Source organism: Jatrophihabitans sp., from assembly GCF_051960575.1.
Lineage (GTDB): Bacteria > Actinomycetota > Actinomycetes > Mycobacteriales > Jatrophihabitantaceae > JBQCEE01.
The window spans coordinates 19,959-34,636 of sequence record NZ_JBQCEE010000131.1; the positions used below are offsets into that span (position 1 = coordinate 19,959).

14 protein-coding genes are annotated in these 14,678 nt (G+C 74.0%); 1 reads left to right on the forward strand and 13 read right to left on the reverse strand.

Translation table 11 applies throughout. The features are described 5' to 3' along the window. Nucleotides 1-103: 103 nt before the first annotated feature. A complete protein-coding gene (locus tag ACTHMS_RS07145) occupies nucleotides 104-391 on the forward strand; it encodes a WhiB family transcriptional regulator (protein WP_440305978.1) in 288 nt (95 codons plus the stop codon). Nucleotides 392-563: 172 nt separating this feature from the next. Here ACTHMS_RS07145 and groL read toward each other — a convergent pair whose 3' ends face one another. The 13 genes from groL to ACTHMS_RS07210 form a co-directional block, all read right to left on the reverse strand. Continuing rightward, the gene (groL, locus tag ACTHMS_RS07150; protein ID WP_440305979.1) at nucleotides 564-2,219 is read right to left on the reverse strand and encodes a chaperonin GroEL; all 1,656 of its coding nucleotides are present in this window, start codon (nucleotides 2,217-2,219) and stop codon (nucleotides 564-566) included. Between the two features lie 265 nt (nucleotides 2,220-2,484). Beyond that, the gene (groES, locus tag ACTHMS_RS07155; protein ID WP_440305980.1) at nucleotides 2,485-2,790 is read right to left on the reverse strand and encodes a co-chaperone GroES; all 306 of its coding nucleotides are present in this window, start codon (nucleotides 2,788-2,790) and stop codon (nucleotides 2,485-2,487) included. Between the two features lie 138 nt (nucleotides 2,791-2,928). Further along, entirely contained in the window at nucleotides 2,929-3,447 is a 519-nt protein-coding gene (locus tag ACTHMS_RS07160; RefSeq protein ID WP_440305981.1) for a DUF4232 domain-containing protein, read from the reverse strand. A 124-nt stretch (nucleotides 3,448-3,571) separates the two neighbouring features. Then, nucleotides 3,572-4,963 carry a WD40/YVTN/BNR-like repeat-containing protein gene (locus tag ACTHMS_RS07165; RefSeq protein ID WP_440305982.1) on the reverse strand — a complete coding sequence of 464 codons (1,392 nt, stop codon included), beginning with the start codon at nucleotides 4,961-4,963 and terminating at the stop codon, nucleotides 3,572-3,574. Beyond that, on the reverse strand, nucleotides 4,960-5,490 hold the full coding sequence (locus ACTHMS_RS07170) for a SigE family RNA polymerase sigma factor (RefSeq protein WP_440305983.1): 531 nt from the start codon (nucleotides 5,488-5,490) through the stop codon (nucleotides 4,960-4,962). Before ACTHMS_RS07170 ends, ACTHMS_RS07165 begins: the two co-directional genes overlap by 4 nt. A 48-nt stretch (nucleotides 5,491-5,538) precedes the next feature. Further along, on the reverse strand, nucleotides 5,539-6,666 hold the full coding sequence (locus tag ACTHMS_RS07175) for a DUF4232 domain-containing protein (protein WP_440305984.1): 1,128 nt from the start codon (nucleotides 6,664-6,666) through the stop codon (nucleotides 5,539-5,541). Nucleotides 6,667-6,755: 89 nt separating this feature from the next. Continuing rightward, nucleotides 6,756-9,761 (reverse strand): AMP-binding protein, encoded by a 3,006-nt coding sequence (locus ACTHMS_RS07180; RefSeq protein WP_440305985.1) that lies wholly within the window; start codon nucleotides 9,759-9,761, stop codon nucleotides 6,756-6,758. A gap of 73 nt (nucleotides 9,762-9,834) precedes the next feature. Continuing rightward, entirely contained in the window at nucleotides 9,835-10,077 is a 243-nt protein-coding gene (locus tag ACTHMS_RS07185) for a hypothetical protein (protein WP_440305986.1), read from the reverse strand. Further along, nucleotides 10,067-10,528, reverse strand: coding sequence for a ribosomal protein S18-alanine N-acetyltransferase (rimI, locus tag ACTHMS_RS07190; protein ID WP_440305987.1), 462 nt, complete (start codon nucleotides 10,526-10,528; stop codon nucleotides 10,067-10,069). The genes ACTHMS_RS07185 and rimI overlap by 11 nt, the downstream gene beginning before the upstream one ends. Further along, complete coding sequence (tsaB, locus tag ACTHMS_RS07195; RefSeq protein ID WP_440305988.1) at nucleotides 10,525-11,190, reverse strand: tRNA (adenosine(37)-N6)-threonylcarbamoyltransferase complex dimerization subunit type 1 TsaB; 666 nt, start codon at nucleotides 11,188-11,190, stop codon at nucleotides 10,525-10,527. The genes rimI and tsaB overlap by 4 nt, the downstream gene beginning before the upstream one ends. 180 nt (nucleotides 11,191-11,370) lie before the next feature. After that, the gene (tsaE, locus tag ACTHMS_RS07200) at nucleotides 11,371-11,871 is read right to left on the reverse strand and encodes a tRNA (adenosine(37)-N6)-threonylcarbamoyltransferase complex ATPase subunit type 1 TsaE (RefSeq protein WP_440305991.1); all 501 of its coding nucleotides are present in this window, start codon (nucleotides 11,869-11,871) and stop codon (nucleotides 11,371-11,373) included. Nucleotides 11,872-11,879: 8 nt separating this feature from the next. Next, nucleotides 11,880-12,998 carry an alanine racemase gene (alr, locus tag ACTHMS_RS07205; protein WP_440305989.1) on the reverse strand — a complete coding sequence of 373 codons (1,119 nt, stop codon included), beginning with the start codon at nucleotides 12,996-12,998 and terminating at the stop codon, nucleotides 11,880-11,882. A 140-nt stretch (nucleotides 12,999-13,138) separates the two neighbouring features. Beyond that, complete coding sequence (locus ACTHMS_RS07210) at nucleotides 13,139-14,572, reverse strand: NAD(P)H-hydrate dehydratase (protein WP_440305990.1); 1,434 nt, start codon at nucleotides 14,570-14,572, stop codon at nucleotides 13,139-13,141. Between the last annotated feature and the right edge of the window lie 106 nt (nucleotides 14,573-14,678).

Here is a 14,678-nt window from a genome sequence, read left to right on the forward strand (position 1 = left end):
GACCTCGATAACTCGCACACGGCGCGTCACCTTTTGCTCAGTCGGTCTTTAGTCCCGGTGCACGGACTGCGACGGAACGCAGTCACCGTCCCGGAGGAACGTCATGGCCGAACTGCGGCGCCTGCCCCCACTGCGCGAAGGGGATTGGGAGTGGCAGATGCGCGCGAAGTGTCGTGGAACCGACACCGCGACCTTCTACCACCCCGAGAACGAGCGCGGCCCGTCCCGCGTCCGCCGCGAACTGCAGGCGAAGGCCGTCTGCGCCGGCTGCCCGGTCGTCGAGCCCTGCCTGCGCTGGGCCCTCGCCGCCCGTGAGCCGTACGGTGTCTGGGGCGGCACCTCGCCGGAGGAGCGCGACGAGCTGCTCCGCGCCGGCCGCCGCACCGCCTGACCCGCCGCGCGGGTACCGGCTCGCGCACGACGTCCGTCGGCACACGTCCGCAAACCCCCTGGTCTGGCTCTTTTTCGGTGTCGAGAACGAGCCACACCGGGGGGTTTTGCATCGTCCGGGACGACGAACGCCCCCTCCCGCTGCTGCGGGTGGGGGCGTTCGACTGTCCGGACTAGAAGCCGGGGCCGTGCGAGTGGCTGTGGCCGTGGCCGCCGTGGGAGTGCGAGTGACCGTGCCCGTGGTCGTGGTCGTGCTGCTCCTCGGGCTTCTCGACGATCGCGCTCTGCGTGGTGAGCAGCAGCGAGGCGACCGACGCCGCGTTCGACAGCGCCGCCTTCGTCACCTTGACCGGGTCGACGACACCGTCGGCGAGCAGGTCGCCGTAGGTGCCGGTGGCCGCGTTCAGGCCGTGGTTGGTCGGGAGCTCCTCGACCTTGGCGACGACGACGTAGCCCTCTTCGCCCGCGTTGTTGGCGATCCAGCGCAGCGGCTCGGCGAGCGCGGCGCGCACGACGGCGACACCGGTCGCCTCGTCGCCCGTGAGACCGAGGTTCTCGAGCGACTTCCGGGCCTGGACGAGGGCGGTGCCGCCGCCGGCGATGATGCCCTCCTCGGCCGCCGCACGGGTGGCCGCGATGGCGTCCTCGATGCGGTGCTTGCGCTCCTTGAGCTCGACCTCGGTGGCCGCGCCGACCTTGATGACGCCGACGCCGCCGGCCAGCTTGGCCAGCCGCTCCTGCAGCTTCTCGCGGTCCCAGTCGCTGTCGGTCTCGGTGATCTCGCGACGGATCTGGGCGACCCGGTCGGCGATCTCGTCCGCCGTCCCGGCGCCGTGCGTCACCGTGGTGGTGTCCTTGGTGACGACGACGCGGCCGGCGGTGCCGAGCACCTCGAGCCCGACCTGGTCGAGCTTGAGGCCGACCTCGGGGGCGATGACCTGGGCGCCGGTGACGATGGCGAGGTCCTGCAGGAACGCCTTGCGGCGGTCACCGAAGAACGGCGCCTTGACCGCGACGGCGGTGAAGGTCTTGCGGATCGCGTTCACGACCAGCGTCGACAGCGCCTCGCCCTCGACGTCCTCGGCGATGATCACGAGCGGCTTGCCGGCCTGGACGACCTTCTCGAGCACGGGCAGCAGGTCGGCGATCGAGCTGATCTTCTGCGTCGTGATGAGGAGGTACGGGTCGTCGAGGACGGTCTCGCTCGCGTCCGCGTCGGTGACGAAGTACGGGCTGATGTAGCCCTTGTCGAACTGCATGCCCTCGGTGAACTCGAGCTCGGTCGTCATCGTCTGCGATTCCTCGACGGTGATGACGCCGTCCTTACCGACCTTGCTGAACGCCTCGGCGATGAGCGCGCCGATGGTGGCGTCCTGGGCCGAGATGGTGGCCACGTGCGCCACGCTCTGCTCGCCCTCGACCGGGGTGGCGGCCGCGTCGAGCGCGGCGCAGACCGCGTCGACGGCGGCGTCGATGCCGCGCTTGAGCGAGCCGGGGTTCGCGCCCGCGGCAACGTTCTTGAGGCCCGCGTTCACCAGCGCCTGCGCCAGCACGGTGGCCGTGGTGGTGCCGTCGCCCGCGACGTCGTTGGTCTTGGTCGCGACCGACTTGACCAGCTGGGCGCCGAGGTTCTCGTACGGGTCGACCAGCTCGATCTCGCGGGCGATGGTGACGCCGTCGTTGGTGATGGTCGGCGCGCCGAAGCTCTTCGCGAGCACGACGTTGCGGCCCTTCGGGCCGATGGTCACCTTGACCGCGCTCGCCAACTGGTCGACGCCGCGCTCGAGCGCGCGCCGGGCGTGCTCGTCGAAACTGACGATCTTCGCCATGAAGCTTCCTTTCGTGGGGCTGGAGCGCCGGTGACCGGCGTGCCGCGTCCACCCATCTCGTGACGGGTCCGCGATCTCGTGACGGATCAGCGATCTGGTGACGGCTCTGCGATCTCGTGACGGCGGTAACTGCCGTCACCACATCCGAGATCCGTCACCCGTTCGGGGATCCGTCACGAGATGCGGGACGCGGGGGCGCCGGTCGCGGCGCGAGCAGACGGACGCCCCGGCTGCGGGTGCAGTCCGGGGCGCCGTTGCTGATCGGCTACTTCTCGATGATCGCCAGGACGTCGCGCGCCGAGAGCACGAGGTACTCCTCGCCGGCGTACTTGACCTCGGTGCCGCCGTACTTGCTGTACAGGACGGTGTCGCCGACGTTGACGTCGAGCGGGACGCGGTTGCCCTTGTCGTCGATGCGGCCCGGGCCGACGGCGAGGACGGTGCCCTCCTGCGGCTTCTCCTTGGCCGTGTCGGGGATGACGATGCCGGACGCGGTGGTGGTCTCGGCCTCGTTCGCCTGGACGACGATGCGGTCCTCGAGCGGCTTGATGCTGACCTTGGTGGCGGTCACGGTGGATCTCCTTCTGGGCGTGCCAGTGGTCTGTTCGCTTGTGATGGCGGCTGCCGTCGCGGTGTCAGCCGATCCAGTTGGCACTCTAACGCGGCGAGTGCCAATCCTCAACGACAGGGTGCCGGGACGCCTGGAAGCTCAGCCGCGCCCGGACCGCCCGGCCACCGCCGGGTGCACCTGCAGGTCGCACACGCTGACCGACCGCGCACGGTGCACGGTCTTCGCGGTGTTGGGCGGCGTGGTGGCGATCGAGGCCGAGAACCGGCAGTCGCCGGCGGTCACCGGGTCGAAGTTCAGCCACTCGACGGTGGCCGACGCCCAGTGGTCCGGCCGCACCGTGACGGTGCGGACGCCGTGGCTGCTGCCGCCGGCGAAGCCCGAGACGGTGCGCCTCGCGTGCGCGAGCACGCCGCCGTGCGGGCCGAGCGCGTCGAGGCCCGGGTAGCCGGTGAGCGTGCACGCCTGCGTGCCGACGTTCTCGAACTGCACGACGAGCGACCCGTGGCCGGTAGCGCCGTCGGCCTGGGTGACGGCGACGTGCAGGTGCGGGCCGGTGCAGGCCGACGTCGTCGCCGACGCCGACTCGGCGTGGAAGACGAGCACGCCGCCGGCGACGGTGGCGACGGCCATCATGGTGAGCGGGACGAGACGGTTCACGGCAGGCTCCTCGAGGTTCGGTCCGCGCGGCAGGAGTGCGGGCGGGCGGCCGGTGATACCTCGGCACGCCGGTTTGTCCTCGACGCGCCGGTCCGTCCTCGGCGCGCCGGTCAGTCCGGGCGGGTCATGCCGGGAAGTCGAACGGCGACCAGGTGGTCCCGGCGTCGGTGGTCGTCCACACCCGCGCGCCGCCGCCGCTGAGGGCGTGGCCGGTCGTGGTGTTCTCGAAGCCGAGCCAGGTGATCGCGGGCTGCGGCGAGTGCGGGTCGGCGCCGAACACGACCGGCCGCTGCACGCCCGCCGTCTCGGCGACGAGGAAGTCGCCCTGCGCGAGGACGTGGTCGGCCGTCGCGCCCGCCACCAGCGTGATCGTCGAGCCGATGTTGCCGCCGATCGGCGTGCTGAACGCGCCGGCGCCTGAGCGCAGCTCGATCAGCACGTCCTTGGCGAACCCGCGGCCGCTGCAGCCGACGACGAGCGTGCCGTCGGCGGTGGTGGCGATGGCGGTGCTGTCGTACTCGGTGCCGGCGCCGAGCGAGGTGCACGGCTCGCCGTAGGACCTCCAGGTGCGTCCGTCGTCGTGGGTGCCGTACAGCGTCGACGTCGCGTCCTGCGCGCCGCCCGCCGGGTTGCGCATGGCGAGCAGGTACGCGTCCGAGAAGGTGCGGGTGAACGCGAGCGAGGCGACGTCGAGGTCGCCCTTCGCGATCGGCACCGTCGTCCACGTCGACCCGCCGACGGGCGCGAGCTCGGCCCGCACCTTGCACGGCCCGGGGCAGCCGGTGCCGTCGGACACGATCCGGATGACGTTGCCGTCGGCCGTCTCGAGCGCGTCGGCGCCACCGGGCTGCTGCCGCCACGTCGTGCCGCCGTCGGTGGTCAGGAACAGCGCCGAGCGTCCGAACGCGTACCCGACCGACGCGGTCGCGAAGCGCACCGAGCCGACGCAGGGCTGCACGCAATCGGGCAGGCCCGACCCGAGCGGCGCCTCGATGTTCGCCGGCGGCCCGGTGATGCTGTGCCACGTCGCGCCGCCGTCGGTCGTCCGCTCCATCGCGGTGCACCGGCCGGTGCCCTGCACGCAGTCGGCCAGCCCGAGCGCCCAGCCGTCGGCGGTGCCGACGAAGGACAGGTCGACCGCACGGAAGTGGTGCAGGGTCGACGTGTCGGGCGGCGGCGCGGCCGACGTCGCGGACGAGGTCGTCGACGGTGCGGGCGACGGCGCCGTCGACGACGACGACACGCTCGGGCTCGGCGCGACGGACCGCGACACCGCCGGGTCGTTCGGGTTCGCCCGAGGCGACGACGACCCGGTCAGGCTCACCCCGACCACGACGCCCGCAACGGCGGCCGCGGCGAGCACGGGCAGCGCCCAGGTGCGCCACGAGCGGCTGCTCGGCCGCGCGGGCTGCGTGACGGCGGTCAGGATGCGGTCGACGACCGGCTCGGGCCGGGGGGCCCGCTGGGCCTGCCGCTCGAGCGACGCCCGCAGGGTGCGCTCCTCGTCGGTGCTCATGACGTCCTCCCGGGGTGCAGGTCGGGGCGGCCGAGGTCGGCGCGCAGGGCGGCCAACCCCCGGCTCAGCAGGCTGCGCACCGTGCCCGGGCGGCAGCCGAGGGCGGCGGCGATCTCGTCGTCGTCCAGCCCGTCGTAGTAGCGCAGCACGAGCGCGGCCCGCTGCCGGCCGGCGAGCGTCTGCAGCAACCGCCAGACGTGGTCGCGGTCGGCCAGTTCGTCCGCGGCGCTGCGGGCGACGGGCCGGTCGGGCACGAGGTCGGTGACGACCTCGTGCCGCGCGGCACCCCCGCGCCGCTGGTTGAGGAAGGTGTTGGTGACCGAGCGGCGCACGTAGGCCAGCGGCACGTCGGCCGCCTCGACCCGGTGCCACTGCGGGTAGAGCCGCACCAGCGTCTCCTGCACCAGTTCTTCCGCCGCGCCGGACGAACCGGTGAGCAGGTACGCGGTGCGCAGCAGCGCGGCCGTGTTGGCCCGCACGAACGAGGTGAAGTCCACCTCGGGCTCGGGCCACCCCGCGTCGCTCACGACCATCTCCACACCTGCACTGACACGGCGGTGCGGCGATCCGTTGCGTCAGCCGTCGGAGCCCGCCACGACCGGGTGCACCTGCAGCGAGCATGCGCCCACGGCCTGGTCGACGGTCTGCGTGTCGCTCGTGTTCGGCGCGGTGACCTGGATGTCGGTCGAGCTGCTCGAGCAGTCCTCGCTGCCGGTCGGCACGGTCGTCCACTCGATCCGGGCGGACGCGGTGCCGCCGGCCGCGAGCGTCACGGTGCTCACGTGGCCCGGGCCTCCCATGTACCCGCTCAGGGTGCGGGTGGCGTGCACGGTTCCGCCGCCGCTGAAGTCGGCGTCGACCCCTGGGTAGCCGGTGAGCGTGCACGCCTGCGGCGAGTCGTTGGTGAAGACGAGCACGATGCCGGCGTGCCCGGCGGCACCGCCGAGGTCGTGCGTGGTCACCGGCAGCGAGTCGCTCGCCGCACCCGTGCACGGGTGCAGCACGTCGGTGCGCGGGCCGGCGCTGAAGCCGCTCCCCGTCCAGCTGAAGACGGTGCGGTAGGTGAGGTCGGGGCAGCAGCCGGCTGCCGAGCTGCTCCAGGTCTGGGTGGTGAGCGTGACCGACCGGTTGCCGGGGACGATCTTCGTCGCGTAGCTGTCGTCGGACTGGCGCAGCAGCGTGCCCGCGAGGGTGACCGCGGCGCCGGCGTGGGAGTAGACGTAGACGCTGTCCGGCCACTCGCTCGCGTCGTGTTGGCACTGCTCGCGAACGATCGCGTCGATGCTGCCGTCGCCGGTGACGTCGGCCTTCACGACCTTGAGGTTCTCGATCGCTCCGTGCCCGGACGCGTGGGAGCAGTCGAGGTCGGGATGCGGCAACGACGCCCAGTCGACCCCCTGCGTCCAGTCGCCGCCGCTCGGTGCGGAGGCGGACGACGAGCCGTGCGCCGACGGGCTGCCGGCCGACGAGCTCGCCGACGGCGGGTGCGAGGCGCTCGACGACGGCGAGGACGGGGGCGCGCTGGACGGTGCGCCGCTGTCCGGCTGGGCCGACAGCCCGCCGAAGCCGCCGACGACCGAGCTCGGCGCGGCCGAGGCACCGGACACGCCGCCCGAACCCGACCCGGTGCCCGCCTCGGTCGACGAGCAGCCGACCAGCAGCACCGTCGCCGACACCGCCGCGACGACCGTCCACACCCGCATGCGCGTCCCTCTCGAGCCCGATGTCCTCTGCGCAGGAGTGTGGCGGCGCGCCCCTGATACCGCCACCGGTGACAGGGACGCGCCCCGGCTCACCCCTCGGCCGGCGCGGCCACCAGCTGCTCGTAGTGCGCGCGGTCGTCGCGCAGCCGCCAGACGGCGACGGCGTGCTCGGGCGACGGCACGCCCTGCTGCTGCAGCGGCCGCCACATCGGCCGCGACCACGTCGTCACCGGGATCTCGTCCACGATCTGCACGTAGTGCGGGCGCTGCGACACCGGCAGCTTGTCGACCGCGGCCTCGAGCGCGGCGGTGTCGAGCGAGGCCCCCGGACGCAGGGTCGCGGCGCCGACGAGCACCGGCTCGCCGCGCTCGGGGTCGTCGACGCCGTAGGCGACGACGAGGTCGACGCCGGGGATCGAGCCGAGCGCGAACCGCGCGCCGGCGGGCAGCACGGCGCCGTCGGACGTCAGCAGCACCTCGGGCACCGAGCCGGCGAGCCAGAGGTCGTCGTGGTCGTCGCGCAGGAACAGGTCGTCGGTCGACTGCCAGGCGTCGCCCGCCTCGAAGACGCTGCGCAGCGCGGTGCCGGCGCCGGCGTCGTTCGGGTCGACGCGGGCGAGCAGCAGCCCGACCTCGTCGGTGGCGCATTCGCGCGCGAGCCCGTCGGCGCCGAGCTTGAGCTGCCGCTTGCGCAGGTCGTAGCGGGCCACCCGCACCTCGGCGGTGCCGGGCAGCGGCCGCCCCATCGAGCCGGGAGTGCGTCCGGTGAGGTTGACCAGGATCGTCTCGCCCTCGGCGGACGCGTAGAACTCCAGCACCTTCGCGTCAGGGAAGCGGGCGGCGGTGCGGCGCCAGAGGTTCCGCGGCATGCCCGAGCCCAGGAACATCTGGATCGGGTGGCTGCGCTCGGCCGGGTTCGGCGGGGCGTCGACGACGCGGCGCAGCGAGGTCCAGGTGTAGCTGACGTGCGTGGCGCCGTAGCGCCGCACCTCGTCCCAGAAGGTCGCCGGGTCGCCGTCGTGGCCGAGCGCGAAGCGGGCGCCGGACGCGACCGCCCCGCCGATCGACATGAGCAGGCACGACGAGTGGTAGATCGGCGTGGTGCAGTAGACGGTGTGGCCGGGCTTGAGGGCGGCGGCCGACGCGGTGCCGAGCGCCGACAGCGCCCAGCGCCGGTTGGTGATCGGCAGCGCCTTCGTCCCGGCGCCCTCACCGGTGAACAGCACGAACGCGACGTCACCGGCGCGGTGCGGGTTGGGCGTGTACCAGGCGGGCAGCGTCACGGTCGCGGGGTCGATCCGCTCCATGTCGATGACGTCGGGGTGCAGCTCGCGGGCGTCGGCGGCATCGGCCGCGGGCGCGCCGCCGCCGAGCACGGCCCAGCGCACACCCGTGATCGTGTCGGCGAGGCCGACGTGCTCGGGGTCGGAGACCACCCAGGTGATGCCGCCGAGCTCGGCCTCGCGGGCCGGGTCGCCGTCGGGACGCAGCAGCACGGCGGTGGCGCCGAGCCGGCTCAGCGCCGCCAGCACCGCGACGGCGCTGGGCCGCGTCTCCATCAGCACGCCGACGCGGTCGCCCTGCCGCACACCGACCGAGATGAGGCCACGCACGACGCTGTCGACACGGTGCTTCACCTCGCCCTGGCGGTAGGCCCGGTCGGCGAAGAGGAAGCAGATGTCCTCGGCCGAGCGCCGGGCCTGCTCGTCTAGCAGCTGGCCGAGCGAGATGCGGGTGCGCGGGTCGAGCTGCTCGATGCGGGTGAGGCGGGGCAGCTGCACCGGCGCCTCGGTCGCGATGCTGCGCGCCAGCCGCACGACGCGGCGGGTCGAGTCGAGCGCGAAGCGGCCGGCACCGAGGCCGACCTCGGCGACCTGAGCGGCCATCACCGCGCCGGCGCTGAGCGGCGGCGCCTGCTCGTCGACCGTCTCGGCCGGGCGGATCGACGCCGGCAGCTCGCCGCCATCGCGGCGCCACTGCACCCAGTCGGCGACGGCGGGCCACGAGAAGTTGGTGGCGGCCGAGCCGACGACCAGGCCGAAGTGGCCGGCGTTGAGCGTGACCTCGTAGACCTGCGCGCGCGGCGCGGCCTGGCGGATCGCGCGGACGGCATCGGGGTGGCCGATGGTGTCCTTGATGCCGACGAAGGTCAGGATCGGCAGGTCGATGTCGGCGAGCGTCACCAGCCGGTCGTCGATGACGAAGCCGCCGACCAGCATGCGGTTGTGGGTGACGAACTGCTCGAGCAGTTCGGCGATGGCCGGGCCCGAGTACGCCGTCCAGCCCTCGTTGTCGAGGAAGCGGCGCTGGCGCTCGCGCGGCAGCAGCGCGTCGCGGTCGTGCAGGGCCAGCAGGAACTTCACCCGCGCCTGCAGGCTCTTGGCCGGGGTGAGCATCTTGAAGCCGGTGCGGGCCACCCAGCCCGGCATCGAGACGTGTGCGAGCAGACCGCTCTCGACGACCTCGTTCGCCAGCCGCGCGACCTTCTCGGGCGCGATCGGCACGGGCAGCGGCGCGCGGGTGTCGACCGGCGAGCCGAAGGTGATGAGCGAGTCGATGTCGTCGCCGCGGCGGAACGCGGCGGTCTGGTAGGCGAACATGCCGCCCTGCGAGTAGCCGGCGAGGATCACTTTCTGGCCGGTGGCCTTGGTGACGCGCTCGATGGCGTCGCTGACGGCGAGCACGTGGTCGGTGAGCGTGCGCTTGAGGCCGCCGGGCTCGTGGTCGGGGCGGCCGAAGTCGACCACCCACGGGTCGGCGCCGACCCGGTGCAGCGCGGCGACGGCGGAGGTGTCCTGCGAGACGTCCCAGACCTCGGTGGTGACCATGAGCGGCGGCACCAGGATGATCGGCGGCGCGCCGGCCGGCACGTCGTCGGCGAAGTAGTGCCGCAGCCGGTAGTTCAACTGCTCGGCCTCGACGGTGTACGGCGAGCTCTCGTCCTCGGTCTCGAGGCCGCCGAAGCGGACGACCTCGGCGACGTTCTGGGCGGTGCGGACCACACGGCGCAGCAGGCGTGCAGGGTCGGCGGGTACGGCGGGCAGACCGGACCGTGACGACGGCCGGTCGGGGATCGACGTCTCGGGCTGGTTCATGGCCTGCACTGTGCGGTGCAACGGGCGGCGGCGCAACCGCGCTTCACGGCGGTCACACCTCGACCGATCGATGTCAGTCGGGACGCGGCACCGGGTCGAAGCGCCAGACGTGGGCGGGGCGGGCGAGCAGGCCGGCGGGAGGCTCCGGCAGGCCGCGTCCGGTGCGGTCGATGACGACCACCCGCTGGTCGCGGCTGCGGTAGACGTCGGCGTCCGGCGGTGCCTCGGCCAGGACGAATGCGAGCAGCTCGTCCTCGCGGCCGGCCTCGGCCTTCGCCTCCCACATGACGGTGCGGGCGGTGCCGTCAGAGGGCACGCTGCATCTCCAGGGCGTCGACGCGTCCGTTGGCGTAGTAGCCGCGGCGGACGCGCAGGTCGGCGAAGCCGTTGCGGCGGTACAGCGCGAGCGCCGGCTCGTTGTCGACCCGCACCTCGAGCACCGTCTGCTCGGCGCCGCGCCGGCGTGCCTCGTCGAGCAGCGTGTCGAGCAACTGCTGGCCGATCCCCCGGCGCCGGGCGGCCGGCACGACGCCGACCGTGAGCACCTGGGCGGTGTCACCGACGACCATGACCCCGGCCCAGCCGAGCAGGTCGCCGTCGCGACCGTCGGTCGTGTCCTCGGCTGCGTAATACGCACGGAAGCGCTTGTCGGCGAGCTCGTCGCGGTAGCTCGCGTACGACCACGCCTCGGTGCCGAACATCTCGTGCTCGTAGGGCATGAGCGCGTCGATGTGCGCGCGGGTCATGGGCACGATGCGAGCGGTCACGGGCGGGCGGTGACCGTCTTCGGGACGCCGGGCACGACCGCGTCCGGGTGGCGGAGGTAGAGCGGCACGAGCGCCTCGCCCGGCGCCCCGCTGCCGAGGCGGTCGAGCGCGCGGTGGACGAGCACGAGCGGGTCGGGGAAGTCGGCGTCGAGCAGCGCCGGTCCGGCGAGGACGTCGGCGTAAATCCGCGCGCCGGCGCCGGCGATCGCGGTGAGACCGTCGAGTGGCACGGCGCCGGGTGCGGCGACGTCCGGACCGCCGGTGCGCTCCCCCGCCGCGTCGTAGCGCGCCCAGTAGACCTCGCGCCGCCGGGCGTCGGTGAGGACGAGGTAGTCGCCCTCGGTGGTCGGGCGGATGCCGTCGAGCGAGCAGACGCCGTAGGTGGGCACGCCGAGCGCGTCGCCGAGCGCGGCGGCGGTGACCAGCCCGACGCGCAGGCCGGTGTACGGGCCGGGACCGATGCCGGCGACGATCGCGCCGACGTCGGTGGCAGCGGCGCCTGCGTCCTGCAGGGTGGCGGCGATGGTCGGGCTCAGCAGCTCGCCGTGCCCCTTCGCGTTGACCTCCTGCCGCTGGGCGCGCGGCGTGACGGTGCCGCCGGACACCTCGGCGAGGGCGACGGAGATCGCCGCGGTGGACGTGTCGAGCGCGAGGACGAGCACGATGACCGAGCCTAATCCGCACGCTCGCCCCGTCGGGTGACGAGTGCGGCGCCGGCGTGACGGACCCCGCCGTCCGGTGACGGATCGGGCCGCCGGGTGACGGCGATTTCGCCGTCTCCGGATCTTCGGACTCGTCACCCGATCTTGCGGTGCGTCACCCACGCAGCCGGACGCGGCCCATCAGCCGGTGAGCAGGCCGGTGAGGCGGGCGGCCCAGTCGCCGCCGTGGGGACGCAGCGTCGCGGTGCGCACGTCGTCGTCGGCCCGCTCGAGGACGATCTCGAGCCGCTCGTCGTTCACCTGCTCGACCAGCCCGGCGCCCCACTCGACGACGGTCACCACGTCGGCCGCGTCGTAGTCGAGGTCGAGGTCGTCGACCTCGGTGAGCGAGCCGATGCGGTACGCGTCCACGTGCACCAGCGGCAGTGGGCCCGGGTGCACGCGGGCGATGACGAACGTCGGGGACGCGATGCGCCCGCCGACCCCGAGACCCCGGCCGATCCCCTGCACGAGCGCCGTCTTGCCCGCACCGAGCGGGCCGGTCAGCACGACGAGGTCGCCAGCACGCAGCACGCTCGCGAGCCGTGCGCCGAAGTCCTGCGTGTCGGTCACCGTCGGCAGCCGCAGCGGCGCGAGCGCGAGGTCGACGTGCGGTCGCACCGGACGACCCGGGCCGTGCATCGGCCCGGTCACGCGTCACCGCCGACGTACACCCGGCTCACCCGCGGGCCGATGCGGGTGACGATCTCGTAGTGGATGGTGCCGACGGCGTCGGCCCAGTCCTGCGCGGTGGGCTCGCCCTCGCGTCCGCTGCCGAACAGGACGACGGGGTCGCCCGCCGACACCGGCAGGTCGCCGACATCGACGATGACCTGGTCCATGCAGACCCGCCCGGCCAGGGTGAAGCGCTCGCCGTTGATCCAGACCGGCCCCTTGGACGACGCGTGCCGTGGCACCCCGTCGGCGTACCCGAGCGGCACGAGCACGAGGGTCGTGTCGCGCGTGGTCGTGTACTCGTGCCCGTACGAGACGCCCTCGCCGGCGTGCACCCGCTTCACCAGTGCAGCGGCCGCGCGCAGCGTCATCGCAGGCACGAGGTCGAACTGCTCGTCGACGGGCGACAGCCCGTAGACGGCGATGCCCGGCCGCACGAGGTCGAAGTGCGCCTCGGGCAGCGTGAGCGTGGCGGCGGAGTTCGCGAGGTGCCGCACGCTCGGCCGCAGCCCCGCGTGCTCGGCGACGCCGACGGCCGCGGTGAAGGCGTCGATCTGCTTCGCGATCGTCGGGTGGCCCGGCGCGTCGGCGTAGGCGAAGTGGCTCCAGACGCCGACCGCCTCGATCTCGCCCGCCGCTTCCGACTTCGCGACCGCCGCGACCAGGTCGGGCCAGTCGTCGACGTAGCAGCCGTTGCGCGACAACCCGGTGTCGATCTTCAGGTGCACGCGGGCGGTGCGGCCGAGCGTGCGGGCCTGCTCGACCACCGCGTCCAGCTGCCAGCGGCTCGACACCGACAGGTCGACGTCGTGCTCGACGGCGGCGTGCACCGTCGCGATCTCCTCGGGGGTCCAGAGCCACGACAGCAGGCGCGCGCCGATGCCGGAGCGGCGCAGGGCGACCGCCTCGTCGACGATCGCGGTGCCGAGCCAGGTGGCGCCGCCGGCGAGGGCGGCCGTGGCGGCGGGCAGCAGCCCGTGCCCGTACCCGTCGGCCTTGACGACGGCCATCACCTCGGCCGACGTCCGCGCCTTCAGCGAAGCGACGTTGCCCTTGATCGCGGCGAGGTCGATGACGGCTTCGGTGCGCAGCACGTGCCTAGTCTCGCCCATCGGACGACGCGTCCGGCGCAGGGTGACGGATGCACGCTTCGGGTGACGGATCGGCCGCTCGGGTGATGGCGTGTCGTGCCGTCACTCGACCTCCGGATCCGTCACCCGGCGCGGGAGCCGGCTCAGCGGGTGCGGGCGACGGTCGCGAGGGCCGGACGCACGGCGTTCAGCACGTCCAGTGAGGTGGGCGGTCCGTCCGCCGCGGCGAGTTGCCCCGCCACGCCGTGCACGTACGCGCCGACCGCCGCGGCGACCGGCGCATCGAGTCCGGACGCGAGCAGCGAGCCGATCAGCCCGCTCAGCACGTCCCCGCTGCCGGCGGTGCCGAGCCACGGCGTGCCGGGCGGGTTCACGAACACCGGGCCGTCGGGCGCGGCGACGACCGTCGCATTGCCCTGGAGCAGCACGACGACGCCGAGCTCCGCCGCAGCGGCCCGCGCCGCCCCGACGCGGTCGGCCCCCGGCGCCGACCCGACGAGCCGCTCGAACTCGCGGTCGTGCGGCGTGACGACCACCGGTGCCGAGCGGCCGCCCAGCGCCGAGCGCAGCGCGTCGTCCTGCGCCACGACGGTGATCGCGTCCGCGTCCAGCAGCACCGGCACGTCGGTGGCCAGTGCCTCGCGCACCAGCCCGAGGGCCGCGCCGTCGGTGCCGATGCCTGGCCCGACGGTCCACGCCTGCACCCGCAGCTCACCGAGCGGCGTGCCCGACTGCACGACCACCTCGGGGTACCGCGCCCGGATCGCGTCCGGCGCCGACCCCGCGTACCGCACGAACCCCGCGCCACCGACCGCCGCCGACCCCGTGCACAACACGCCCGCACCGCCGTACGCCGACGACCCGGCCACGACGCCGATCACGCCGCGCGTGTACTTGTCGTCGGCGAACCCCGGCACCGGCAGCAGCGCCGCGACGTCCGCCGCCTCGAGCACCCGCACCGACGGCTCCGGCAGCGACAGGCCGATGTCGACGACGTGCACCTCACCGGCGTACTGCGGCCCGTCGCCGGCGACGAGCCCCGCCTTCAGCGCCCCGAACGTCACCGTCACGTCGGCGTGCACGACGTCCGCGCCCGCCTCGCCGGTGTCGGCGTCGATGCCCGACGGCAGGTCGACGGCCACGGTCGGCACCGCCCGCGCCGCCGCCGTCAGCCCGACCGCCTCACCACGCAGCCCCGGCGAGCCACCGATGCCGACGATGCCGTCGACGACGAGATCGGCCTGCGCCACGACCGCGGCGGACGACGGCACCACCCGTCCGCCCGCCGCGCGCAGCGCCGCCAGCCCCTCGGCGTGCGCCCGCCCGGGCGACAGCAGCATCGCCGACACCGCAGCACCCCGCCGCGCCAGCCGCGCGCCGGCGTACAGCGCGTCGCCGCCGTTGTTGCCGCCGCCGACGAGCAGCACGACCCGCGCGCCGTAGACCCGGCCGAGCACGCGCGCGCACTCGACGGCCAGCGCCGACGCCGCGCGCTGCATCAGCGCGCCCTCGGGCATCGTCGCCATCAGCGACGCCTCCGCCTCGCGGATCTGCGCCACCGAGTACGTGCCCCGCATCAGTCCGCGCCGCCCATCAGCTCGCGCCGCCCATCAGCTCGCGCCGCCCATGAGCTCGCGCCGCCCATCAGTCCGCCTCCGCCAGCACCGTCGCCGCCGCGATCCC